Below are 23,265 nucleotides of genomic sequence, written 5' to 3' on the forward strand. Positions count from 1 at the left end.
ACGGGTCAGAGGGCCGGTGCCCCGGCGGTGGTGTCCATGGTCAGCGCGTCGTCCGCGACGTCCACCGTGACCCGGCTCCCCGGGGTGAGACGGCCGTCGAGGAGCAGCCGCGAGAGCCGGTTGTCGACCTCGCGCTGAATCGTGCGGCGCAGCGGACGCGCCCCGTACTCCGGCTGGTGCCCGCGCCGCGCCAGCCAGTCCACCGCCGCCGGGGTGAACTCGATGGTGACGTCCTGCGCGTGCAGCCGCCGTCGCGTCTCCTCAAGGAGCAGATCGGTGACCTGCCGCAGCTGCTCGCCCGTCAGCCGCCGGAAGATGACCACCTCGTCGATCCGGTTCAGGAACTCCGGCCTGAAGTGCTCGCGCAGCGGCCGCAGCACCTGCTCGCGCCGCGCCTCCTCGTCCGCCTCCGAGCCGTCCGCGCGGAAGCCGAGGGTGCCGCCGCGCCCGGTCAGCGCCTCCGAGCCGAGGTTGCTCGTCATTACGATGACGGTGTTGGTGAAGTCCACCGTCCGCCCCTGCGCGTCGGTCAGGCGCCCGTCGTCCAGGACCTGGAGCAGGGTGTTGAAGACGTCCGGGTGGGCCTTCTCCACCTCGTCGAGCAGCAGCAGCGAGTACGGGTGGCGCCGCACCGCCTCGGTGAGCTGGCCCGCCTCGTCGTGGCCCACGTACCCGGGCGGCGCCCCGACGAGCCTGCTGACGGTGTGCCGCTCCTGGAACTCGCTCATGTCCAGGCGGACCATCCGGTCCTCGCTGCCGAACAGCGCCTCGGCCAGGGCCCGCGCCAGCTCCGTCTTGCCCACGCCCGTCGGGCCGAGGAAGAGGAAGCTGCCGATGGGCCGGTCCGGGCTCGAAAGGCCCGAGCGGGAGCGCAGGACCGCCTCCGCCACCGCGCTGACGGCCTCCTCCTGGCCCACGACCCGCTCGTGCAGATGCGACTCAAGGCCGAGCAGGCGCTGCTTCTCCTCCTGCGTGAGGGTGCTCACCGGAATGCCGGTCTGCCGGGACACCACCTCGGCGATGTCCTCGGCGGTCACCTCGATGATCCGCCCGTCGCCCGGCTCGCGGTCCTGCCCGCCGGCGATCTCGCGCGCCAGGGCCGCGACCTTGTCCCGCAGCTCGGTGGCGCGCTCGTACTGCTCGGCCGCCACCGCCTGGTCCTTGTCGCGGGTCAGCTGCTCCATCTCGCGCTCCAGGGCGCGGACGTCCGTGCCCTTCGTGCTGGCCCGCAGCCGCACCCGGGCACCCGCCTGGTCCATGAGGTCGATGGCCTTGTCGGGCAGGAAGCGCTCGGTCAGATAGCGGTCGGAGAGCTCCACGGCGGCCAGCAGCGCGTCGTCGGCGTAGCGCACCTGGTGGTGCGCCTCGTAGCGGTCGCTCAGGCCCCGCAGGATCTCCACCGCGTCCGCCGGGCTCGGCTCCGCGACCAGGATCGGCTGGAAGCGGCGGGCCAGCGCGGCGTCCTTCTCGATGTAGCGCCGGTACTCCTCCAGGGTCGTCGCCCCGATGACGTGCAGCTCGCCCCTGGCGAGGGCGGGCTTGAGCATGTTGCCCGCGTCCATCGAACCGCCCTCGGAGCCGCCGCCGCCCGCCCCGACCATGGTGTGCAGCTCGTCGATGAACACGATCAGCTCGTCGGAGTGGGCGCGGACCTCCTCGATGATGCCGTTGAGCCGCTCCTCGAAGTCACCGCGGTAGCGCGTGCCCGCCACGACGCCGGACAGGTCGAGGGCGATGACGCGGCGGCCCGCCAGGGTCTCCGGTACGTCGCCGTCGGCGATCCGCTGGGCCAGGCCCTCCACCACGGAGGTCTTGCCGACGCCCGCGTCCCCGATGAGCACGGGGTTGTTCTTGCCGCGCCGCGAGAGCACCTCGATGGTCTGCTCGATCTCCTCCTCACGGCCGATCACCGGGTCCACGCCGCCCTCGGCCGCCCGCGCCGTCAGGTCCCGCCCGAACCGGTCGAGGGACGGCGTGGCACCGCCGCCACCGCCGCCCTGCCGCTGTTCGGCGGAGCCCGGCTGATGGCCCTGCGGCGCCTGCGCGGGCGGGCCCGGGTCGAAGCGGGCCGCGTTGAGGATGTGCCCGGCCGCGGAGTCCGGGTTGGCGGCCAGGGCCATGACGATGTGCTCGGGGCCGATGTACCCGGCGCCGACCGCCCGCGCCACCTCGTGCGCGTCGAGCAGGGCGCGCTTCACGGCCGGGGTGAGCGCGACGGCCTGCGTGGGCACGGCGCCCTCGGTCTCCGCGGAGTGCCGGTCGATCTCCTCGGCGATCTGCTCGGGGTCGGCGCCCGAACGCGCGACCAGGCCGCGGGTCGGCTCGATGGTCAGCGCCGCCCGCAGCAGGTGCTCGGTGTCGAGGTTGCTCTTGCCGTGCTCCGCGGCGTACGAGGCCGCCGTCGCCACGAGCTGCCGCGCCGGGCCGCTCATCAGCCTGCCGATGTCGATCTGCCGTCGGCCGCTGCCGAGGAACCGTGCGAAGAGCTCCCCGAACGGGTCCTGGCCGAACCCTTCGGGACCGATGAAACCGCTGCTCATAGCCGTCCGTTCCGGTGCCCGGCCGGGCCGGGGCACCCTGGTGCGTGATCGTGTCGTGCCCGCTTCGCGTGCCCCGGCGGCGCCGAGGTCACTCCCTGCCGAAGAGCCCTACGGAGCGGGCGGCAGCTCCTCCTCGGGGACGACGTGCACCGCGGCCTCCTCTGCGGACGCCGCGCCCCCGTCGATCCCCTCGTCCGTGGCGACGACCTCCTTCGTGGTGTCCGTGCGGGCGCCCTCGTCCGGGGCCACGAGGCGGCCCGCGCGGCGGTCGCCGGCCTCCGGGTCCACGGGCTCGCCCTCACCGCCGGGCAGGTCGCCGACGCCGTCACCGGCCGGCGGCTCCGTGTCGGGCACCTCCTGCGCGAGCCGCTCGTCGAGCGTCTCGCCCTCGTGCTGCTCCCGGGCCGTGGTACCCGTCTTCTCGACGCCGAGGGGCTTCTCCGGCGGCGAGTAGCCCTCGTCGAGCATGTCGTCGTAGGTGCGCTCGTCCACCGCGTCCTGGAGGTCCAGCGGAGTCGCGTCCTCCTGCTCCTCGTTGCCGCCGGTGGGCTGGTAGGCGTCGTCCGCCATGTTCTGGTCGCTCATCACTGCCTCGCGCTGGGGGGTCGTGGACATCGCGCTTCGCCCTTTGATCGTCGCGCGCAAATACTCGGAGTGCCCGCCGCGGACTGGGCCAAACGCCCCCTTCCACGGTCTGATCACCCGCTTTCGGGGCACTTCTGGACCATGGGCGAGAAGCGGCGACTGCGGACGAGCCACATCGACGGTCCCGGGATCACCCGCGTCCGTTCGGGCCGGGGATTCCGCTACAAGGATGCCTCGGGCCGTCCCGTGACCGACCCCGCGGAGAAGGAGCGCCTGCGGCGGCTCGTCATCCCGCCCGCCTGGCGGGACGTGTGGATCTGCCCCTGGCCCAACGGCCACCTGCAGGCCGTCGGCACGGACGCCGCGGGCAGGCGCCAGTACCTCTACCACCCGCGCTTCCGCGAGCAGCAGGAGGCGGCGAAACACGACCACGTGCTCGACGTCGCCGCGGCCCTCCCCGATGTGCGCGCACAGGTCGCCCGGGACCTCGACGGGCGCGGGCTCAGCCGCGAACGGGTCCTCGCCTGCGCCGTGCGGATGCTCGACCTCGGCTTCTTCCGCATCGGCAACGAGTCCTACCGGCGGGACAACGGCACGTACGGGCTGACCACCCTGCTCAGGGAGCACGCCACCTGCCGCTCCGGCGAGGTCTGCCTCACGTACCCGGCGAAGTACGCGAAGACGCAGACCCGCGCGCTCGCCGACCCGCCCGCCTGCACGGTCCTGCGCTCGCTGCTGCGCAGGAAGGGCGGTGGCGATCGGCTCTTCGCCTACCGGGACGGCGACGCCTGGCACGAGATCCACGCCGGTGAACTCAACGCCTACCTGCGGGAGAGCGCCGGCCGCGACATCTCCGCCAAGGACTTCCGCACCTGGCACGCCACCGTCCTCGCGGCGGTCGCCCTCGCCGTGTCGGAGCGGATCGCCGACGAGTCGAGGGCCGCGCGCAAACGGGCCGTCACCCGGGCGGTCCGCGAGGTCAGCGAGTACCTCGGCAACACCCCCGCGGTGTGCCGCGCCTCGTACATCAACCCCCGGGTCATCGAGCTCTTCGACGAGGGCCGCACGATCGCCGGCGACCTGGACCACCTGGGCGACGGCGCCGTCTTCGGCCACCCGGCGACCCAGGGGGCGATCGAGGAGGCGGTACGGAGACTGCTGGCGTGACCGGTGGCAGCGGAGGACCACCGCGCCCCGCGGTGTGGTGGCCGTGGGGCGCGGTGGCGTACTTCCCGCCGTGTCACTCCTCGATCGTGATCAGTGGGCACCGGCACGGAACGAGCCGCTCCGCCGGGCGTGGCCCGTCCCGCCCCGCGACTCCGCCTTCTTGGCGGCCATGGCGGCGGCCAGGGCGAGCAGGGTGGCGACGGCGCCGGTGATGACATTGCTGACCACGGTCCGTGTGGTGCTCTGGTCACCCGCCACGACCCAGGGCGCGACGATGGTCCAGAGCCCCAGCGCGCAGGCGGCCCAGGCCATGCTGTGGGTCCGGTCGTAGGCCCGGCCGAAGCCGCCGCTCATCAGCAGGGCGTAGGAGATGCCCACGATCAGGTTGACGACGCTCAGGCGCGTGAGGCCGTTGAACCCCACGATCCAGGGCGAGGCAGCCAGATAGAGACCCGTCAGGACGGCCATCGTGTCGATGGCCTGCACCTTCGGCGTGCTCGCCATGCGCTCGGCACTCTCGTGGCGGGCCCGCATGTCGACGATGTCGGGGTGCGTTTCCATGGACGGCGACCTGGGAGAGGTTGTCACTGCGTCCACCTCCAGCTAGGTGGTTCTGTGGTGCGGACAGGGCCGCGGACCCGACGCCACGACGGCGTCACACGGCCGAACCAGGACGCGGGGCGGGCGGAAACCCCCGCCGCCGTGCGTCCAGAATACCCGGGTAAGTCCGGCTTGTCGTATGGCGGACAGGCGGCAGGAACAAGGGCCGGAAGGGGGCGATTCCCCCTTCCGGCCCAACCGTCCGCGGCTCTCCGCTCACACCATCTCGGGTTGCGCCTCCGCGGGCTTGGGGGCCGGGGCGAGCTTCGGGTCCCAGAGCCTGGTCGTGCGCATGTAGCCGTAGATCACCGAGACCATCGACAGGACCATCAGGGGGCCGAAGACGTACGGGTGCTCGGCCATCGTCATCGACAGGTAGCGGTAGGAGAGCAGGAGCAGGGTGAAGACCGCCGCGCCGTAGGCGACCAGCTGGACGGCCGAGCGGTCCCAGCCGCGGTCGAGCGCGCGCATCGCCGCGTCGATCGTGAACGCGAACACGACGCCCGCGATGATGTCCGCGCCGTAGTGGTAGCCGAAGCCCAGCGTGGCGCCGAGCGTGGCGATCAGCCAGAACGTGCCCGCGAACCGCAGGAGGCGCGGTCCCTTGCGGGAGTGGATGAAGATCGTGGTGGCCCACGCGGTGTGCAGGCTCGGCATGCAGTTGCGCGGGGTGATCTCGTTGAAGCCCATGTGCTCCGGGGTGCTCAGCGGCGGCATCACGTCCGGCCACAGGTCGGCCGTCGCGAACTGCCCGCCGTCGGCGCCGTACGCGAAGATCGGGCCGACCACCGGGTAGATCATGTAGAAGGCCGGGCCGAGCAGGCCGATGACCAGGAAGGTCCGCACCAGGTGGTGGCCGGGGAAGCGGCGCTCGGTCGCCACGTTCCGCAGCTGGTACAGGGCGACGACGACCGCGGCCACGGCGAGCTGGATGTACACGTAGTCGAGGACGTGCTCACCGACCGGACCCGTGGCCTCGACCATGCGCCCCACCACCCACGACGGGTTCCCGAGCGCGTGGTCGGCGGTCCCCACGTACTGGTCGAGCACCTGGGGGCGGGTCTTGGAGGTGATGAGCAGCCAGGTGTCACCGGTCTTGCGGCCGGCCACGAGCAGCAGCCCGAGCCCGACGCCCTTCAGGAGCAGGACGCGCTCCGCCCCGGTGCGGCGGGTGAGGGCGATGACGGCGACGCCGATGATCACCCACAGCGCGCCGTTGCCGAACATCATCTTGGCGTCGACGGCCCAGCGCACCAGGAAGAAGACGACGTCGATGCCGACCGCGACACCGGCGGCGATGAACCGCTGCCGCCAGGTGAGCACCACCATCATCAACGCCATGCTGGCGTAGAGCAGCGGGCCCGACTTGGGCGCGAAGATCACCTCGCGCGCCTGGTTGGCGATCGGGCCCGGCAGTCCGTAGTGGCGCGCGGCGATCTCCAGCGCGACGAGGAAACCGAGCCCCACCACGACGACCGCGGTCCACAGCATCGCCCGCGGCCGGCGCCAGGCGGTGACCATGTCTGTGTACTTCTCCCGCGAAAATATTCGCGATGCCATAGATATCAACTGTTTGGCCGATGTGTTAGATGTCGGAACAAGGTGACCTTCGTGAGCCAGATCATGCTAACGGAGCAGTGCGGGTGCCTTCCCGGCGTTTCGCCCGCGCCGGTGCCGCCGCGCCTGCGGCGTCCGCCACACCCGTACGGCGGCCGTCAGGTGGCCAGGCCGTGGCGGTAGGCGTAGACGACGGCCTGGACGCGGTCGCGGAGCTGGAGCTTGGCGAGGATGCGGGAGACGAACGTCTTGACGGTCTCCTGGCTGATCACGAGGGCCGCGGCGATCTCGCTGTTGGAGAGGCCGTCCGCGATGAGGCGCAGGACCTCCAGCTCGCGGGGGGTGAGCGGGAGGTCGCGGGGGGCGCCCTGCGCGGGGCGGATGCGGGTGGCGTAGCGGCCGAGGAGCTGGCGGGTCACGTCCGGGTCGAGGAGCGCGGCGCCGGAGGCCACGGTCCTGATGCCGTGCAGCAGCCGGTCCGGGGGCGCGTCTTTGAGGAGGAAGCCGCTGGCACCGGCGCGCAGGGCCTCGTAGACGTACTCGTCCAGGTTGAACGTGGTCACCACGAGGACCTTGACCGGCCGGGTCACCGCCGCGCCGGCCAGCAGGCGGGTGGCTTCGAGGCCGTCGAGGACCGGCATGCGGATGTCCATCACGACGACGTCGGGCCGCAGCTCGCGGGCGAGGTCGACGCCGGTCCGGCCGTCCCCGCACTCACCCGCCACCTCCATGTCGGGCTGCGCGTCGATGATGGTGACGAGACCGGTGCGGATCAGCATCTGGTCGTCGCAGACCAGCACCCGGATCGGTGCGCTCACGAGGCGCTGCGGGCGGGGATGCGGGCCCGTACGGTGAAGCCGCCGTCGGTGCCGCCGCCCGCGCTGAACTCGCCGCCCAGGACGCCGACGCGTTCGCGCAGACCGGCCAGCCCCCGGCCGCCTCCGACGGCGGCGGTGGTGCGCGAGCCGGTCCCGCCGGTCGTGACCTCCACGGTGATCTCCCTCTCTCCGTGCCGCACCTCGACGGAAGTCCGGCTGCCGTGAGCGTACTTGAGGGCGTTGGTCAGGGCTTCCTGCACCACCCGGTAGGCGACGAGGTCGGCGCTGCCGGTCGACGCCGGTGGTGTGCCCTGCTCGGTGAAGTCCACCGGCTGCCCGGCCCTGCGGGTCTGCTCGACGAGGGTGAGGACCCGGCCGACGGCCGGTGCCCTGACGTCCGCGGTGCCGGTGCCGGTGCCGGTGGCGGTGGCGGAGCCGGAGCCGTGGTCGGGGTTGAGCAGGTCGAGCAGATGCCGCAGGTCCGTCATGGCGCGGCGGCCGGTCTCGCTGACGGCGGTCAGGGACTGCTCCAGCCGCTGCGGCACGGCCGTCAGATAGCGGGCGGCGTCGGCCTGGACGACCATCGCGGTCACATGGTGGGTCACCACGTCGTGCAGCTCGCGGGCGATCTGGGCGCGCTCGGCGCCGCGGATCTCCGCGGCGGCCAGCTCGCGGCGCTCGTCCTCCCTGATCCGGGTGGCGCGCAGCCACGCGCCCGCCCCCCAGGCCGCGGCGAGGACCAGGTAGAACGTCACGAACCCGGTCGGCGTCTCACCGCCCGAACCGAGCAGGGCGAGCGCGACGGCCAGCGGCACGTACGCCACGGAGAGCAGGATCATGGTGGCGCGCCGGTGGTGTTCCAGACGGGACCCCGTGCTGATCAGCGCGACGGGCAGCGCGGTGCCCGCGGCCGAGTGGTAGCCGCGCAGCTGGTCCAGGGCGAAACCGCAGGCCACCAGGGTGAGACAGAGGACCGGCCACCGTCGGCGCACCGCGAGCGGCAGGCACTCCAGGGCGAGTGCCCCGAGGGCGAGCGCGTCGAAGGGACGGTCCGGCAGGTCCCCGAACTCCGTGCCCTGGCCGCGCAGTCCCGGCAGGAACGAGGCGACCAGGAACAGGAGCGCGAGCGGAAGGTCGCGGACCGTGACGTCGAGCCGGCGCCACACCTGGCCGGCCCCCTGAAGGCTCATCACCGCGCGAGTGTAGCCACGGCGTCACCGCGCTCGGCACGCCGCCGGGGGACGATGTTGCCGCGGCGGCGCGCCAGCCACAGGAAGGCGACCGTCATCAGCGCACCGAACACCACCGCGTACACACTGGCCTCGGGTCCGAACTCGCCGCCGGAGACCCACGCGGCGCCCGACGTCGAGGCGTCGAGGAGCCCGTGGGTGTCGCCGGTGCCCGAGACCGCGGTGCCGAAGATGCCGGACTCCGCGAAGTTCCAGCCGAAGTGCAGGCCGATCGGCAGCCACAGGGAGCGGGTGGCCGCGTACGCGGCGGCGAGCATGGCGCCGGCCTCGATGGCGATGGCGAGGGCACCGACCACGGTGGCGTCCTCGTTGAACAGGTGCATCGCGCCGAACACCACGCTGGACAGCGCCAGCGCGAGGTACGTGCCGAGCCCCCGCTCCACGAGCCGGAAGAGCAGCCCGCGGAAGAGCAGTTCCTCCGTGACGGCGGCGCCCGCCATGAACCCGGCCAGGCCGATCGCTCCGGTCAGCGAGCCGTAGCCGTGGACCTCGTACTCGCCGAGGAAGGCGATGTTGGCGATGACGCAGCCGAACATGGCGACGCCGATGACCAGGCCCCGCAGGAGAGCCCCCCGGGCGCCCTCCTGGGCCAGTTCGGTGACCGGGCGCCGTTCGGTGCGCCCCACGACCCACCGGTAGACGTACAGGGAGAGCAGGACGGTCAGGCCGCCCACCAGCAGTGAGAGCCACGGGTTGTCCTGCACCGCGGTGGCGCACTGCCCACCGGCCGCGACGACCGCGACCACGGCCAGGACCTGCCATACCAGTCTCATGACGACTCTTCCCTCGGTTCCTCGTCCGGCCCGCGGCGAAGGCGCCGCGGCTGCACCGAACGCTAGGCAGCCCGGGACCGGGAATCGTCACCTCACAGAGGACACTTGGCCGTAGCTCTCACGGGGGACAGCCGCCCCGGCGCCCTCCGGCGGCGGTCGCGGTGCGGCACCGCGGCCGTACCGCCGCCGTCACAGCCAGTCCCGCCGCTTGAAGACGAAGTACAGGCTCACGCAGACGATGCCCATCAGGACGATCGCGAACGGATAGCCGAACGCCCAGCCCAGCTCCGGCATGCGGTCGAAGTTCATTCCGTAGATGGTCCCCACCAGGGTGGGCGCGAACAGGATGGCGGCCCATGACGAGATCTTCTTGATCTCCTCGTTCTGTTCGAAGCCCGCCTCCGCGAGCGCCCGCATCTCCGCGTTCTGCTGCTGGGTCACCAGTGTCGCGTTGACCGTGAGGATGTCGGCGAGGGCCTGGCGGAAGCCGTCGACGCGTTCGCTGGTGTGGGTGACGTGGTCGGCGACGTCCCGTAGGTAGCGCTGGAGTTCCTCGTCGGTGCCGTACTTCGTGAAGCCCGCCATGAGGGCGTGCAGCATGCCGACCAGTGGGCGGGTGGCGCGCTGGAACTCGACCATCTCGCGGGAGAGTTCGTAGATGCGCCGGGAGACCGCGGGGTCGCCGCGGAAGACCTCGGTCTCGATCTCGTCGATGTCGTTCTGGACGCCGGCGACGACGGGGGCGTAGCCGTCGACCACCGCGTCGAGGATCGCGTAGAGCACGGCCTCGGGGCCGAGCGCCAGCAGGCCGGGGGAGTCCTCCATGCGGCGGCGGACCGCCGTCAGGTCGGGGGCCGCGCCGTGCCGGACCGTGATGAGGAAGTCGGGGCCCACGAAGACGTGCAGCTCGCCGAAGTCGACCTCCTCGGCCGCGTCGATGTACCGGGCCGCCCGCAGGACGACGAAGAGGGTCTCGCCGTACCGCTCCAGCTTCGGGCGCTGGTGGGCCTCCATCGCGTCCTCGACCGCCAGCTCGTGCAGGTCGAACTCCGCGGCCAGCGACAGCAGTTCGGCCTCCGTCGGGCGGGCAAGGCCGATCCACGCCATCCCGTCCCGCTGCTCGCGCAGCTCCCGGAAGGTGTCCGCGAGGGAGGACGGCGTCGCCACGCGGACTCCGTCGCGGTACAGGGCCGCCTGTACGACGCTCGCCGCGTCGTCCCGCGCGTCACCCGGCAGTGCCGGGCCTGGCGCTTCCGCCTCCTCGGGCGGCGGCGCGGAACCGGGGCGGGCCGTACGCCGCCACGCGTGCTTCCGCGCACCCGGCGCGGGGCGCGCCCGACGCTCCGCCATGTGCGTCACCTCCGGCCCGACCGTCGTACGGGCCGTGGCGCGTGCCGCCCTGCCCTCGCGCAGGATATACACGCCGGACGACACCGGGCCGGGCCCGGCACACCCCCGGAATGCCGCCTCGCGGACCGTATCTGTCCGCAGGGCTGGCTACCGTGGCGCCATGACGAGGACGAGTGGAAGCCCGGGGGCGGGTGGGGGCGTGGAGGCGGTCGGAGGTGCGGGGGCGGGTGGGGGCCCGGGGGCGGGTGGGGGCGTGGTGGGCCGTCGGGGTGGTGGTGTTCCCGTTCTGGGCACCCGTGCGCTCAACCGGGCCACCCTCGACCGGCAGCTCCTCCTGCGCCGCTCCCGCGGCCTCTCCGTCGAGGGTGCCGTCAGCCACCTCGTCGGCCTCCAGGCGCAGAACGTCAGACCGCCCTACTACGCCCTCGCCGCGCGCCTGGCCGACTTCGACCCCACGGAGCTCTCGGCGCTCCTGGACTCGCGCGAGCTGGTCCGCATGGTCACCATGCGCTCCACCATCCATCTGCACACGGCCGAGGACGCGCTGACGCTGCGTCCCTTCGTGCAGGACGCGCGGGAGCGGGAGCTCGCCGGGTTCCGGCACGGTCTCGTCGGCGTCGACCTCCCGGAACTCGCGGCGCTCGCGCGCGCGGCCGTCGAGGAGGAGCCCCGCACGATGAAGCAGCTCCGGGAGACCCTGCTCGTACGGTGGCCCGACGCCGACCCGCAGTCCCTCGCGGTCGCCGCGCGGTGCCTGCTGCCGCTGGTGCAGGTGACCCCCCGGGGGCTCTGGCGGCGCAGCGGGCAGGTGGCTCTGACCACGGTCGAGCGGTGGCTGGGCGGCGACGCGCCCCCAAGTGCCGAGCCGCCCCTCCCCGAAGCCGTCGTCCTGCGGTACCTCGCGGCCTTCGGGCCCGCCTCCGTCAAGGACATGCAGACCTGGGCACGGCTCACCCGTCTCCGGGAGGTGTTCGAGCGGCTGCGGCCCCGGCTGCGCACCTTCCGCGACGCGAACGGCGTGGAGCTGTTCGACCTGCCGGACGCGCCCCGCCCGCCCGCGGACACGCCGGCTCCGCCCCGTTTCCTCCCCGAGTTCGACAACCTCCTCCTCTCCCACGCGGACCGGGCCCGCGTGATCCCTCCGGAGTACAAGGGGCGCACATGGAAGGGGAACGTCGCGTTCTGCACCTTCCTGGTCGACGGGTTCCTCGCCGGGGTCTGGCGGCTGGCGGAGGAGCCGAGGGACGGGAGCGCCGTGCTGACGATCGAGCCGTTCCGGAAGCTGGGCCGGGGCGAGCGGGACGCGGTGACCGAGGAGGCCGGGGTGATGCTGGCGCGGATCGCCGAGGCGTCCTCCGCGCACGACATCCGCTTCGGCACCGTCATCACCTAGGGAGTGTTGCGAAACCTAGGGCGTGTGGCGAAAGTCCCGCCTGTCCGGCGACGCCTGGCACGCACACGCGCGGCGTTGTCGGGATCACCCCGGTACCACCGGTACCGGGGCGGCCCTCCGCCGTGCGATCGCACGCACCGGACGCCGCCGGACCCGCCCGCCGGGCGGACGACGCCACTTTCGCAACACGCCGTAGGCCCCCCAGGGGGCCACGGCGGCAGTGACGGCCCCGGCGGTTCGGAGGGCGGGGCTACGGCAGCAGTCCCGCCCTCCGAGCCGCCACCACCGCCTCAAGGCGGGTGTGCGAGCCGAGCTTCCGCATCGCCGACCGCAGGTACCCCTTCACCGTCTCCGGCCGCACCCCCAGCCGCTCCGCCGCCACGGCATTCGTGACCCCCGCCGCCACGCAGGCCAGCACGTCCACCTCGCGCGGAGCCAACCGCACCGGACGCGACCGTTCAGCCGCGGGTACCGTCGCCGACTCCAGGCGCCCGCACACCGCCAGCAACTCCGCGCGCAGCGCCGGGTCCACGATCCGCGGAGCCAGGCCACGCAGCGCGCCATGTGCCTCGCGGACCTGCTCCCAGGCCCCGGGACCCGCGACCGGCTCCCGCGCCGCCGCGAGAAGGGACCGCACCTCGTCGCGGACCACCAGCGCCTGCTCCACGTCACGCGCGGCCGCCACCGCCGCCGACAGGGTCCGGTCACCGAGCGGCTGGGCGGTGCGCAGCGCCCCGTACAGGACGCCCCGCACCCGCCGCCGCACGACCACGGGGACCGCCAGCACCGAGCGCAGCCCCTCCGCCTCGACCGCCGAGTCGTACTCGTGGCTGATGTGCCGGGACACGCTGTAGTCCGTGACGGCGCACGGCCGGGACAGGGCGACCGCCTTGCCGCCGAGGCCGGCGCCCGTGGAGACCGCGAGCCCGCACAGCGCGGGCGTCCCCGTGCCGCTCAGCTCCCCGATCCGTACGTGCCGCTGCCCTTCGAGCAGTCCGCCGAAGGCCACCGGGACGCCCGTGGCGCGGCGCAGCCGCAGCAGAGCGTTCCGCATCTCCACCGTCTCGCCGCCGTCAGCCACCACGCGCTCGCCCTTTCACCTCGCGACACCCCCGTTCGGGGGTGGTGAGACCTGCCTCACGAATTACACGATGTCCAGCAGCGCCGGGCAATGAGTACGGCGAGAACCGCAGAACCGCAGAGCGCGGCGCGGACCACAGAACACGGCGAGAGCCGCAGAACACCGCGAGAACCACAGAACCACACGGCAGGGGTGCGCATGACGACGACCGGGACGAGCGCCACGGAGCAGTTCCGTACCGCACGGGATTTCCTGCTGCGGCACAGAGAGGATTACGCCGCCGCCTACGAGGGCTTCGCCTGGCCCCGGCCCGAGCGGTTCAACTGGGCGCTGGACTGGTTCGACGTCATCGCGGAAGGCAACGACAGGACCGCCCTGCACATCGTCGAGGAGGACGGCACCGAGGTCCGCCACTCCTTCGCACACCTGTCCACCCGCTCGAACCGGGCCGCCAACTGGCTGCGCGAACAGGGCGTACGGGCGGGCGACCGCATCGTGGTGATGCTCGGCAACCAGTCCGAGCTGTGGGAGATCGCCCTCGCCGCGATGAAGCTGCGCGCCGTCGTCATCCCGGCGACCCCGCTGCTCGGTCCCGCGGACCTCCGCGACCGCATCGACCGCGGCCGGGCCCGCCATGTCGTCGTACGCCCCGAGGACACCGCGAAGTTCGACGACGTGCCCGGCGACTACACACGCGTCGTGGTGGGGGGCGGCGGCAGCGGACACGGCGCCGGCTGGACCTCGTACGAAGGTGCCGACGACGCCTCCGACGCCTTCGAGCCCGACGGCGTCACTCACGCCGGCGACCCCCTGATGCTCTACTTCACCTCCGGCACCACCGCCCGCCCCAAGCTCGTCGAGCACACCCACGTGTCCTACCCCGTGGGCCACCTGGCGACGATGTACTGGATCGGCCTCAAGCCCGGCGACGTCCACCTCAACATCTCCTCGCCCGGCTGGGCCAAGCACGCCTGGTCGAACCTGTTCGCCCCGTGGAACGCCGAGGCCACGGTCTTCATCCACAACTACTCCCGCTTCGACGCGGGACGGCTCATGGCGGAGATGGACCGGGCGGGAGTGACCTCGTTCTGCGCGCCGCCCACCGTGTGGCGCATGCTCATCCAGGCCGACCTGACGCAGCTGCGCACCCCGCCGCGCGAGGTCGTCGCCGCGGGCGAGCCGCTGAACCCCGAGGTCATCGAGCAGGTACGGCGCGACTGGGGTGTCACCATCCGCGACGGCTTCGGCCAGACCGAGACCGCCGTACAGGTCGCCAACCCGCCGGGACAGCCGCTGAAGCCCGGCTCCATGGGCTGCCCGACGCCCGGCTACACCGTCGTACTCCTCGACCCGGTCACGGGAGAGCCGGTGGCCGACGGACCCGGGGGCGCCGAGGGCGAGATCTCCCTCGACCTGGGCACGGACCCCGTGGGCCTCATGGCCGGCTACCACGGCGACCCCGAACGCACCGCGGAGGCCATGGCGGGCGGCTACTACCGCACGGGCGACATCGGTTCGCGCGACGCCGAGGGCTACATCACCTACGTCGGCCGGTCCGACGACGTCTTCAAGGCATCGGACTACAAGATCTCCCCGTTCGAGCTGGAGAGCGCGCTCCTGGAACACGAGGCGGTGGCAGAGGCAGCAGTGGTCCCCGCCCCGGACCCCGTACGCCTCGCGGTGCCCAAGGCGTACGTGGTGCTCGCCCAGGGGTATGAACCCGGCCCCGACACGGCGAAGCTGCTCTTCGAGCACTCCAGGGCGACGCTCGCCCCGTACAAGCGGCTGCGTCGGCTGGAGTTCGGGACGCTGCCCAAGACCGTGTCCGGCAAGATCCGCCGGATCGAGCTGCGCGAGGCGACCGCCGCGGGCTCGGACGCCGAGTACCGCGAGGAGGACTTTCGATGAGTGCGCTTACGGATGTCGAAGGCAGTGGGCAGGGGGCGTTCTCGTACGCCCATGGCACGAGCGGTACGCCTCTTCTCGGTGACACCATCGGGCGGAACCTCGACCGGGCCGTCGCCTCCTTCCCCGAGCGGGACGCGCTCGTGGACGTGGCGGCGGGAACCCGGTGGACGTACGCCGAGTTCGGCGACGCCGTCGCGCGGCTCGCGCGCGGGTTCCTCGGGTCCGGGGTCGAGAAGGGCGACCGGGTCGGGATCTGGGCGGTGAACTGCGCCGAGTGGGTGCTCGTGCAGTACGCGACCGCCCGCATCGGCGCCATCATGGTGAACATCAACCCGGCGTACCGGGCCCACGAGCTGGAGTTCGTGCTCAACCAGTCGGGGGTCTCCCTCCTGGTCGCCTCGCAGTCGCACAAGAGCAGCGACTACCGCGCGCTCGTCGACGAGGTGCGGCCCCGGTGCCCGCGGCTGCGGGGCGTCCACTACATCGGGGACGGGTCCTGGGACGACCTGCTGGCTGCCGCCGCGACGGTCGGCGAGGGGGAACTCGCGGCCCGCGAGGCGGAGTTGAGCTGCGACGACCCCGTCAACATCCAGTACACCTCGGGCACCACCGGCTTCCCCAAGGGGGCCACGCTCTCCCACCACAACATCCTGAACAACGGCTACTGGGTGGGCCGCACCGTCGGCTACACCGAGCAGGACCGGGTCTGCCTGCCCGTGCCCTTCTACCACTGCTTCGGCATGGTGATGGGCAACCTCGCCGTCACCTCCCACGGCGCGTGCATCGTCATCCCCGCGCCGTCGTTCGACCCCGTGGCCACGCTGCACGCCGTCGAGCGGGAACGGTGCACCTCGCTGTACGGCGTCCCGACCATGTTCATCGCGGAGCTGAACCTCGCCGACTTCGCTACGTACGACCTGAGTTCGCTGCGCACCGGCATCATGGCGGGCTCGCCCTGTCCCGTCGAGGTGATGAAGCGGGTGGTGGCCGAGATGCACATGGAGGAGGTCTCCATCTGCTACGGCATGACCGAGACCTCACCCGTCTCCACCCAGACCCGCCGCGACGACGACCTGGAGCGCCGCACGGGCACGGTCGGCCGGGTGCTGCCGCACATCGAGGTGAAGATCGTCGACCCGGCGACCGGCACCACCCTGCCGCGCGGCGCCTCCGGCGAACTCTGCACCCGCGGCTACAGCGTCATGCTCGGCTACTGGGACGAGCCGGAACGCACCGCCGAGGTCATCGACGCGGGCCGCTGGATGCACACCGGGGACCTCGCGGTCATGCGCGAGGACGGGTACGTGCAGATCGTCGGCCGCATCAAGGACATGATCATCAAGGGCGGCGAGAACGTGTACCCCCGCGAGATCGAGGAGTTCCTGTACGGCCACCCGAGCATCGCGGACGTGCAGGTGGTGGGCGTTCCCGACGAGCGGTACGGAGAGGTGCCCCTCGCCTGCGTGATCCTCCGCGAGCCCGGCGGGACGCTGACCCTGGAGGAGCTCCAGGCCTTCTGCAAGGGGCGGTTGGCCCACTACAAGATTCCCGCGGCGCTGCGCATCCTGGAGTCCTTCCCCATGACGGTGTCGGGGAAGGTGCGCAAGATCGAGCTGCGGGAGCGGTTCAGCGAGTGACCCGTCCGGTCCCTTCGTACGTCCCGTGGTCCGTCACGTCGTGAGGTCCGCCGTGAGGTCGCGGCGCATGCAGAGGCGGGGCCATCGGGCGAGGCCCAGCTCCGCCTCGTGCGCGCGGATGGCGCGGAGGGCCGGGGTGAGTTCCGCTTCCGGGAGCGGGCGGAAGCCGATGCGGGCGTAGTACGGGGCGTTCCAGGGGACCTCGGTGAACGTGGTGAGGGTGAGCGCGGTGCTGCCCCGCGTACGGGCGAACGCCGCCACGTGCTCGATCAGCGCCCGGCCGACGCCCCGGCGGGCGGCGCGCGGATGCACGGAGACCTGCTCGACGTGTTCGGCCAGGTCCGCCTCCAGGGGGAGGCTGATGAGGTACGCGACGGGGGTGCCGGCCGTTCGGCCTTCCGTCTCCGGTGGCCGCCCGGATTCCGCCGGGGCTTCCGCTGCGGTGGCCACCCACGCCCGCCCCGCCGCGCGGAAGTCCTCCAGCTCCGCGAGCGTCGGCGGCTCGTCGTCCGCGACGGCCGCCATGCCGAGGGCGCGGAACGCTTCCCCGGCGGCGCGCTCGATGTCCTGGAGCGCGGGGAGGTCGGTGGGGGTGGCGGGGCGGATCAGCATGGGCCGAGTATGTACGGGCCCGGTGTGCGGGGCCCGGCATTTTCCGCGCGGGGCCGGGCTGTTTGGCTGGGGCGGGCGCTGTGGCGGGCGCTGTGGCCGGGGCGGGCGGGGCGGTCTCAGGCGCCCGTGGCCACCAGCTCGTCCGCCGCGCTGTTGACCGGCTGCGGGGTCCCGGTGAGGTCCAGCGTGAACAGCGGCACCGCGAGGGTGTCCGCCAGGGCGCGGGCGGTGGCCGTGTACCCGGCGAGGGAGAAGAAGGCGCAGGCGGGCGGGGTCTCGGCGGCTCCCGTCATCGCCGTCAGCCACAGGCACTCGATGTCGCGCGGGGTGGTGCGCCGCAGGGCCGGGTCCACCTGGGCCAGCATGCCGCGCGCGGTGATGCGCACCGCCGACGGCAGGGCGCGGGGTGCGCTGCGGGTGTCGAGGTAACCGAGCCAGCGGAGATACAGCGCGGTCACGGCCACCGCGTCGCGGGCGTCCCTGATGGGCACGGGCCGGAAGACGGGGCGGGGGCGCGGGGCGGTGCGGGGGAGGGGGATGTGGGCGGGTGTGAGGGAGGGCCCCGCGGCCTCACCGCCACCCTCTCGCGGCAGCCTCCCCTCGGGAGCCTCGGTCGCCCCGCCAACTCCAGGTCCCTGGTGCCCTTCCGAAGCCTCGGTCGCCCCGTCGGCCCCGGGGTCCTCGTGCCCTCCCGAAGCCTTGGTCGCCCTGTCGGCCACGGGGTCCTCGTGCCCTTCCGAAGCCTTGGTCGCCCTGTCGGCCACGGGGTCCTCGTGCCCTTCCGAAGCCTCGGATGCCCTGCCTGCCACGGGGTCATCATGCCGGCCCGAAGCCTCGGACGCCCCACCGCCTTCGGGGTCCTCATGTCCTCTCGAAGCCTCGGTCGCCCCGTCAACTCCGGGGTCCCGATTCCGGCCCGAAGCCCCGGACGCCCCGTCGGCCCCGGCAGCCCCGCAAGCCCCCTGCCCTCCCGAAGCCCCGGCCGTCCCGGAAGCCCTGGCCGTCCCGGAAGCCCCGGGGCGCCCCGGGGTCCGCAGCGCGGGTACCACCGGTACGCGCAGCACGCACCCGCAGTCGCAGTCCAGTTCCGGCTGCGGCCACTGGCCCTGGCGGTCGCAGGACCAGCATCGGACGGTGATCCACTCGTCCGCCCAGGTACGGGCGGTGACCCGGATCAGCGGCGCCCCGCGCGCGACCGGTGGCGCGACGGGCGCCCCGCAGGCGCAGGGCAGGGCCGGAGGCTCGTACAGGTGCTCGCGCCGGCAGTTCGGACACCGCACCGGGACGCCGCTCGCCGTCATCGTCTCCACCGTCCGCGCTTCCACCGTGCGTCACGCATCGCACCGCGCCGCGCCGTGCGCCGTACGCGTACGCCCTACGTACGCCGTCCCACCATCCTCCACCCGGAGGGCGCCACGCGAGGGCAAGTCGCGGCAATGCCTCCCGCCGCCTCCCGGCGGAGAGCGCCGCTCTTGACGGTCTTCACCGCACCCCCTTACATTGCTTCCATATAGCAGAACATTCTTTCCATAATGCGGAAACAGAAGCTCACCGCGGGGCGCGACGGGAGCCGGATCCGCCAGCCGTATCCGGCAGCAGAAAAGCTGTCGAAGCTGTCGAAGCAGGAGAACCCCATGGCTCGTATGACCGCTGTCCGCGCGGCAGTTGAGATCCTCAAGCGCGAGGGCGTCGTCAACGCGTTCGGTGTCCCCGGCGCCGCGATCAACCCCTTCTACAAGGCGCTCAAGGAGGGCGGTGGCATCGACCACACCCTCGCCCGCCACGTCGAGGGCGCCTCGCACATGGCCGAGGGGTACACCCGCGCCAACCCCGGCAACATCGGCGTCTGCATCGGTACGTCGGGCCCGGCCGGCACCGACATGATCACCGGCCTGTACTCCGCGATCGGCGACTCCATCCCGATCCTCTGCATCACCGGCCAGGCGCCCACGCACCTCCTCCACAAGGAGGACTTCCAGGCCGTCGACATCGCGACGATCGCCAAGCCGGTGACCAAGATGGCCGTCACCGTCCTGGAGGCCGCGCAGGTCCCCGGCATCTTCCAGCAGGCCTTCCACCTGATGCGCTCGGGCCGTCCGGGCCCCGTCCTCATCGACCTGCCGATCGACGTCCAGCAGACGGAGATCGAGTTCGACCCCGAGACGTACGAGCCGCTGCCGGTCTACAAGCCGGCCGCGACCCGCGCGCAGATCGAGAAGGCCATCGGCTTCCTCCTCGCGTCGGAGCGGCCGCTGATCGTCGCGGGCGGCGGCATCATCAACGCCGACGCCTCCGACCTGCTGGTCGAGTTCGCCGAGCTGACCAACACCCCGGTCGTGCCGACCCTGATGGGCTGGGGCACCATCCCCGACGACCACGACCTGAACGCGGGCATGGTCGGCCAGCAGACCGGCCACCGCTACGGCAACGCCACGTTCCTGGAGTCGGACTTCGTCCTCGGCATCGGCAACCGCTGGGCCAACCGGCACACCGGTTACAAGCTGGACGTGTACACGCAGGGCCGTAAGTTCGTGCACGTCGACATCGAGCCGACGCAGATCGGCAAGATCTTCGCCCCCGACTACGGGATCGCGTCCGACGCGAAGGCGGCCCTCGAACTGTTCGTCGAGGTGGCGAAGGAGCTCAAGGCCGACGGCAGGCTGCCCGACCGCTCGGCGTGGGTCGCCTCCCACCTGCGGCGCAAGGAGACCCTCCAGCGGCGTACGCACTTCGACGACGTGCCGATGAAGCCGCAGCGCGTGTACGAGGAGATGAACAAGGCCTTCGGCCCCGAGACGCGGTACGTCACCACGATCGGCCTCTCGCAGATCGCCGGCGCCCAGATGCTGCACGTCTACAAGCCGCGGCACTGGATCAACTGCGGCCAGGCGGGCCCGCTCGGCTGGACCATCCCGGCCGCGCTCGGCGTCGCGAAGGCGGACCCCGAGACGCCGGTCGTCGCGCTCTCCGGTGACTACGACTTCCAGTTCATGATCGAGGAGCTGGCGGTCGGTGCGCAGCACCGCATCCCGTACGTGCACGTCCTGGTCAACAACGCCTACCTGGGGCTGATCCGCCAGGCCCAGATCGGCCTGGACATCAACTTCCAGGTGAACCTGGAGTTTGAGAACCAGAACAGCCCGGAACTCGGTGTCTACGGCGTCGACCACGTCAAGGTGGCCGAGGGCCTGGGCTGCAAGGCGATCCGCGTGACGGAGCCGGGTGAGCTGGGCGCGGCGTTCGAGCAGGCGCGGAAGCTGGCGATGGAGCACCGGGTGCCGGTGGTCGTCGAGGCGATCCTTGAGCGGATCACGAACATCGCGATGAGTCCTACGGCGGACATCAGTGCGGTGAAGGAGTTCGAGGAGATCGCCACGGAGCCGGCGCATGCGCCGACCGCGATTCGGCCGTTGAAGGTCTGACGTACCCGCCGAAGCCGGGGCGGTCCACCCGAGGGGGGTGGACCGCCCCTTCCTCATGCCTGCGGCTGCCCCGCGGTGCCTTGGTCTGTGCGGGCCTCTCTCGGCTCAGTGCGCAGTCCCCGGCGCCCCCTTCAGCCGCCGTGGCCCTGGCTCGTGCTGCCCGTCTTGGCTCGGTGCGCGGTTCCCCGCGCCCCCTTCAGTCGCCGTGGCCCTGGTTTGTGCTGCCCGTCTTGGCTCGGTGCGCGGTTCCTCGCGCCCCCTTCAGTCGCCGTGGCCCTGGTTTGTGCTGCCCGTCTTGGCTCGGTGCGCGGTTCCCCGCGCCCCCTTCAGCCGCCGTGGCCCTGATTTGCACTGCCCCTCTGGGCTCGGTGCGCGGTTCCTCGCGCCCCCTTTGCGGCAGGCGTGGCCCTGGTTCGTGCCGCCCCTCTTGGCTCAGTGCGCAGTTCCCCGCGCCCCCAGACTCCACCCGCGCCCCCAACCCCTGACCCCGCGCCCCCAACCCCGACCTGCGCCCCGACCCCTCACCCCGCGCCCCAACCCCTGGACCTGCGCCCCAACCCCTGACCCGCGCCCCAACCCCTGACCTGCGCCCCCGCCCCTGACCTGCGCCCCCGGCCCCCCACCCGCGCCCCAAGCCCAAGCTCAAGCCCAACCCCAAGCTCTGGGGGGGAGCGTAGGGGGTGGGACGTGGGAGAGCGCCGGGTACGAGGTTCCGTACCCGGCGCTCAGGCCGTGAGAAGTGTGGAGCTGGTACCCGCCCGACAGCGCGCGACTGGCGGAACATGCATGCGCGCGGCCGGGCGGAGAATGCGGGGCCCCGGGGGACGAGCAGCGGGGGAACCGCTGGACGCCCAGGGGCGAGGGACCGCGGCGGATGCGACGGCGCGGCGTCCTCCTCCCTCAGGTCGAGAGGGGGACCACCGGGCCTTCACCACCGCACTGGCTCGCAGAGCCGCCGCGGACCGGCCTGCCCGTCCGCGCCACCTGACCACCCCTCATCCGGGTCGTGGCGCGGGCCGGGCCCATCACCGGCGGACCGACCTCCCGTCGGCCCACCGGTGAAGCTGTGGTGCCTCAGTCCTCGCGCAGGGCGCGGACGGCCTCCTCGACGCGCTTGCCGTAGTCGGCGTCGGCGGCGTGGAAGTGGGCGAGGTTCTTCTCGATGACGTCGTCGCGGGAGACCTGCGACAGACCGCCGGCGATGTTCGCCACCAGGCGCGACTTCTCGTCCTCGGACATCAGGCGGTACAGCTCGCCGGCCTGGAAGAAGTCGTCGTCCTTGGTGTGGGCGGGGGCCTCGTGCGTGCCGGTGTGGCCGTTGACGGCGAGCGGCGCGGACAGGGCCTGGCCGGTCTCGACGGGGCCGTCGTACGAGTTGGGCTCGTAGTTCTTGCGCTCGCGGCCGTAGGCGTTGGACGCCATCAGGCCGTCACGGCCGTAGTTGTCGGCCTTCGTCGCCCTGGGGGCGTTCACCGCGAGCTGGGTGTGGTTGACGCCCAGGCGGTAGCGGTGCGCGTCCGCGTAGGCGAACAGGCGGCCCTGGAGCATCTTGTCGGGGGACGGACCGATGCCGGGCACGAAGTTGTTCGGGGAGAAGGCGGCCTGCTCCACCTCCGCGAACACGTTGTCGGGGTTGCGGTCGAGGACCAGCCGGCCCACGCGCTGCAGCGGGTAGTCCTTGTGCGGCCACACCTTGGTGACGTCGAACGGGTTGAAGCGGTACTCGGCCGCCTCCGCCGCCGGCATGATCTGCACGTGCAGCGTCCAGGACGGGTTCACACCCCGCTCGATGGCCTGGAGCAGGTCCGTCTGGTGGGAGTTGGCGTCCTTGCCCGCGAGCTCGGCGCCCTGCTCGGCGGAGAGGCTGCGGATGCCCTGGTTCGTCTTGAAGTGGTACTTGACGAAGAAGGCCTCGCCCTGCGCGTTCGTCCACTGGTAGGTGTGCGAACCGTAGCCGTTCATGTGACGGTACGAGGCGGGGATGCCGCGGTCGCCCATCAGCCAGGTCACCTGGTGCGTGGCCTCGGGGGAGTGCGCCCAGAAGTCCCAGACGTTGTCCGGCTCCTGACGGCCCGTGAAGGGGTCGCGCTTCTGGGAGTGGATGAAGTCGGGGAACTTGATCGGGTCCTTGATGAAGAACACCGGGGTGTTGTTGCCGACGAGGTCGTAGTTGCCCTCCTCGGTGTAGAACTTCACCGCGAAGCCGCGCGGGTCACGGACCGCGTCCGCGCCGCCGAGGCTGTCCGCCACGGTGGAGAAGCGGGTGAAGACCTCGGTGCGCTTGCCGACCTCGCTCAGGAAGTCGGCGTGGGTGAAGCCGGTGACGTCGTCGGTCACCTCGAAGTAGCCGTACGCGCCGGAGCCGCGGGCGTGCACGACGCGCTCCGGGATGCGCTCGCGGTTGAAGCGTGCGAGCTTCTCCAGGAGGTGCTGGTCCTGGACGAGGATCGGGCCACCAATGCCGGCGGTGGCGGAGTTCTGGTTGTCGGCGACGGGGGCGCCGGACTCGGTCGTGAGCACACGCTTCGACATGGTGGCGAGGTTGACCTTCCGTACGGAACTGCTTCGACTG

General features: G+C 72.2%; 16 protein-coding genes and 2 pseudogenes. 5 read left to right on the forward strand and 13 right to left on the reverse strand.

Annotated elements, in window-relative coordinates:
* Positions 1-5 precede the first annotated feature (5 nt).
* Both AB0I16_RS24680 and AB0I16_RS24685 read right to left on the reverse strand, forming a co-directional pair.
* The gene (locus tag AB0I16_RS24680; protein WP_363251707.1) at positions 6-2,540 is read right to left on the reverse strand and encodes an ATP-dependent Clp protease ATP-binding subunit; all 2,535 of its coding nucleotides are present in this window, start codon (positions 2,538-2,540) and stop codon (positions 6-8) included.
* A 108-nt stretch (positions 2,541-2,648) separates the two neighbouring features.
* Positions 2,649-3,125, reverse strand: coding sequence for a DUF5709 domain-containing protein (locus AB0I16_RS24685; protein ID WP_363251768.1), 477 nt, complete (start codon positions 3,123-3,125; stop codon positions 2,649-2,651).
* A gap of 141 nt (positions 3,126-3,266) precedes the next feature.
* Here AB0I16_RS24685 and AB0I16_RS24690 point away from each other — a divergent pair, with 141 nt between their 5' ends.
* Positions 3,267-4,292 carry a DNA topoisomerase IB gene (locus AB0I16_RS24690; RefSeq protein ID WP_363251708.1) on the forward strand — a complete coding sequence of 342 codons (1,026 nt, stop codon included), beginning with the start codon at positions 3,267-3,269 and terminating at the stop codon, positions 4,290-4,292.
* 90 nt (positions 4,293-4,382) lie between these two features.
* Here AB0I16_RS24690 and AB0I16_RS24695 read toward each other — a convergent pair whose 3' ends face one another.
* The 6 genes from AB0I16_RS24695 to AB0I16_RS24720 form a co-directional block, all read right to left on the reverse strand.
* Positions 4,383-4,853 (reverse strand): SPW repeat protein, encoded by a 471-nt coding sequence (locus AB0I16_RS24695; RefSeq protein ID WP_363251709.1) that lies wholly within the window; start codon positions 4,851-4,853, stop codon positions 4,383-4,385.
* 255 nt (positions 4,854-5,108) lie between these two features.
* Positions 5,109-6,413, reverse strand: a complete 1,305-nt coding sequence (locus AB0I16_RS24700) for a phosphatase PAP2 family protein (protein ID WP_363251710.1) — start codon at positions 6,411-6,413, stop codon at positions 5,109-5,111.
* A 194-nt stretch (positions 6,414-6,607) separates the two neighbouring features.
* Complete coding sequence (locus tag AB0I16_RS24705; protein WP_363251711.1) at positions 6,608-7,267, reverse strand: response regulator transcription factor; 660 nt, start codon at positions 7,265-7,267, stop codon at positions 6,608-6,610.
* Positions 7,264-8,457, reverse strand: a complete 1,194-nt coding sequence (locus AB0I16_RS24710) for a histidine kinase (protein ID WP_363251713.1) — start codon at positions 8,455-8,457, stop codon at positions 7,264-7,266. Before AB0I16_RS24710 ends, AB0I16_RS24705 begins: the two co-directional genes overlap by 4 nt.
* On the reverse strand, positions 8,457-9,290 hold the full coding sequence (locus AB0I16_RS24715) for a CPBP family intramembrane glutamic endopeptidase (RefSeq protein ID WP_363251714.1): 834 nt from the start codon (positions 9,288-9,290) through the stop codon (positions 8,457-8,459). The genes AB0I16_RS24710 and AB0I16_RS24715 overlap by 1 nt, the downstream gene beginning before the upstream one ends.
* Before the next feature lie 189 nt (positions 9,291-9,479).
* The gene (locus AB0I16_RS24720; protein ID WP_363251715.1) at positions 9,480-10,640 is read right to left on the reverse strand and encodes a magnesium and cobalt transport protein CorA; all 1,161 of its coding nucleotides are present in this window, start codon (positions 10,638-10,640) and stop codon (positions 9,480-9,482) included.
* Positions 10,641-10,893: 253 nt separating this feature from the next.
* Here AB0I16_RS24720 and AB0I16_RS24725 point away from each other — a divergent pair, with 253 nt between their 5' ends.
* Positions 10,894-12,033 (forward strand): winged helix DNA-binding domain-containing protein, encoded by a 1,140-nt coding sequence (locus AB0I16_RS24725; RefSeq protein WP_363251716.1) that lies wholly within the window; start codon positions 10,894-10,896, stop codon positions 12,031-12,033.
* 250 nt (positions 12,034-12,283) lie between these two features.
* Here AB0I16_RS24725 and AB0I16_RS24730 read toward each other — a convergent pair whose 3' ends face one another.
* On the reverse strand, positions 12,284-13,114 hold the full coding sequence (locus AB0I16_RS24730) for a LuxR C-terminal-related transcriptional regulator (RefSeq protein WP_363251769.1): 831 nt from the start codon (positions 13,112-13,114) through the stop codon (positions 12,284-12,286).
* 198 nt (positions 13,115-13,312) lie between these two features.
* Between AB0I16_RS24730 and AB0I16_RS24735 the strand changes: the two genes are divergently transcribed.
* Together AB0I16_RS24735 and AB0I16_RS24740 are read left to right on the forward strand one after the other, a co-directional pair.
* On the forward strand, positions 13,313-15,022 hold the full coding sequence (locus AB0I16_RS24735) for an AMP-binding protein (RefSeq protein ID WP_363251717.1): 1,710 nt from the start codon (positions 13,313-13,315) through the stop codon (positions 15,020-15,022).
* Positions 15,019-16,659, forward strand: a complete 1,641-nt coding sequence (locus tag AB0I16_RS24740) for an AMP-binding protein (RefSeq protein ID WP_363251718.1) — start codon at positions 15,019-15,021, stop codon at positions 16,657-16,659. The genes AB0I16_RS24735 and AB0I16_RS24740 overlap by 4 nt, the downstream gene beginning before the upstream one ends.
* Before the next feature lie 33 nt (positions 16,660-16,692).
* Here AB0I16_RS24740 and AB0I16_RS24745 read toward each other — a convergent pair whose 3' ends face one another.
* From AB0I16_RS24745 to AB0I16_RS24755, 3 genes and pseudogenes are all read right to left on the reverse strand, one after another.
* The gene (locus AB0I16_RS24745) at positions 16,693-17,271 is read right to left on the reverse strand and encodes a GNAT family N-acetyltransferase (protein ID WP_363251719.1); all 579 of its coding nucleotides are present in this window, start codon (positions 17,269-17,271) and stop codon (positions 16,693-16,695) included.
* Positions 17,272-17,387: 116 nt separating this feature from the next.
* Positions 17,388-17,783: pseudogene (locus AB0I16_RS24750) on the reverse strand (hypothetical protein); the annotation flags it as partial.
* A gap of 528 nt (positions 17,784-18,311) precedes the next feature.
* A pseudogene (locus AB0I16_RS24755) lies at positions 18,312-18,572 on the reverse strand (hypothetical protein); the annotation flags it as partial.
* Positions 18,573-18,905: 333 nt separating this feature from the next.
* On the opposite strand from AB0I16_RS24755, the gene gcl reads away from it, so the two are divergent.
* Positions 18,906-20,693, forward strand: coding sequence for a glyoxylate carboligase (gcl, locus tag AB0I16_RS24760; RefSeq protein WP_363251770.1), 1,788 nt, complete (start codon positions 18,906-18,908; stop codon positions 20,691-20,693).
* 1,074 nt (positions 20,694-21,767) lie between these two features.
* Here gcl and AB0I16_RS24765 read toward each other — a convergent pair.
* A complete protein-coding gene (locus tag AB0I16_RS24765) occupies positions 21,768-23,225 on the reverse strand; it encodes a catalase (protein WP_363251720.1) in 1,458 nt (485 codons plus the stop codon).
* Positions 23,226-23,265: the final 40 nt, after the last annotated feature.

Source organism: Streptomyces sp. NPDC050703, assembly GCF_040654435.1.
In the GTDB taxonomy this organism is placed as follows: Bacteria; Actinomycetota; Actinomycetes; order Streptomycetales; family Streptomycetaceae; genus Streptomyces.

What these genes read in the sequence shown, in the direction of transcription:
- AB0I16_RS24680 (WP_363251707.1), bottom strand. Translation starts at nt 2,540, where the DNA reads ATGAGCAGCGGTTTCATCGGTCCCGAAGGGTTCGGCCAGGACCCGTTC.
- AB0I16_RS24685 (WP_363251768.1), bottom strand. Translation starts at nt 3,125, where the DNA reads ATGAGCGACCAGAACATGGCGGACGACGCCTACCAGCCCACCGGCGGC.
- AB0I16_RS24690 (WP_363251708.1), top strand. Translation starts at nt 3,267, where the DNA reads ATGGGCGAGAAGCGGCGACTGCGGACGAGCCACATCGACGGTCCCGGG.
- AB0I16_RS24695 (WP_363251709.1), bottom strand. Translation starts at nt 4,853, where the DNA reads ATGGAAACGCACCCCGACATCGTCGACATGCGGGCCCGCCACGAGAGT.
- AB0I16_RS24700 (WP_363251710.1), bottom strand. Translation starts at nt 6,413, where the DNA reads ATGGTCACCGCCTGGCGCCGGCCGCGGGCGATGCTGTGGACCGCGGTC.
- AB0I16_RS24710 (WP_363251713.1), bottom strand. Translation starts at nt 8,457, where the DNA reads ATGAGCCTTCAGGGGGCCGGCCAGGTGTGGCGCCGGCTCGACGTCACG.
- AB0I16_RS24715 (WP_363251714.1), bottom strand. Translation starts at nt 9,290, where the DNA reads ATGAGACTGGTATGGCAGGTCCTGGCCGTGGTCGCGGTCGTCGCGGCC.
- AB0I16_RS24720 (WP_363251715.1), bottom strand. Translation starts at nt 10,640, where the DNA reads ATGGCGGAGCGTCGGGCGCGCCCCGCGCCGGGTGCGCGGAAGCACGCG.
- AB0I16_RS24735 (WP_363251717.1), top strand. Translation starts at nt 13,313, where the DNA reads ATGACGACGACCGGGACGAGCGCCACGGAGCAGTTCCGTACCGCACGG.
- AB0I16_RS24740 (WP_363251718.1), top strand. Translation starts at nt 15,019, where the DNA reads ATGAGTGCGCTTACGGATGTCGAAGGCAGTGGGCAGGGGGCGTTCTCG.
- AB0I16_RS24745 (WP_363251719.1), bottom strand. Translation starts at nt 17,271, where the DNA reads ATGCTGATCCGCCCCGCCACCCCCACCGACCTCCCCGCGCTCCAGGAC.
- gcl (WP_363251770.1), top strand. Translation starts at nt 18,906, where the DNA reads ATGGCTCGTATGACCGCTGTCCGCGCGGCAGTTGAGATCCTCAAGCGC.
- AB0I16_RS24765 (WP_363251720.1), bottom strand. Translation starts at nt 23,225, where the DNA reads ATGTCGAAGCGTGTGCTCACGACCGAGTCCGGCGCCCCCGTCGCCGAC.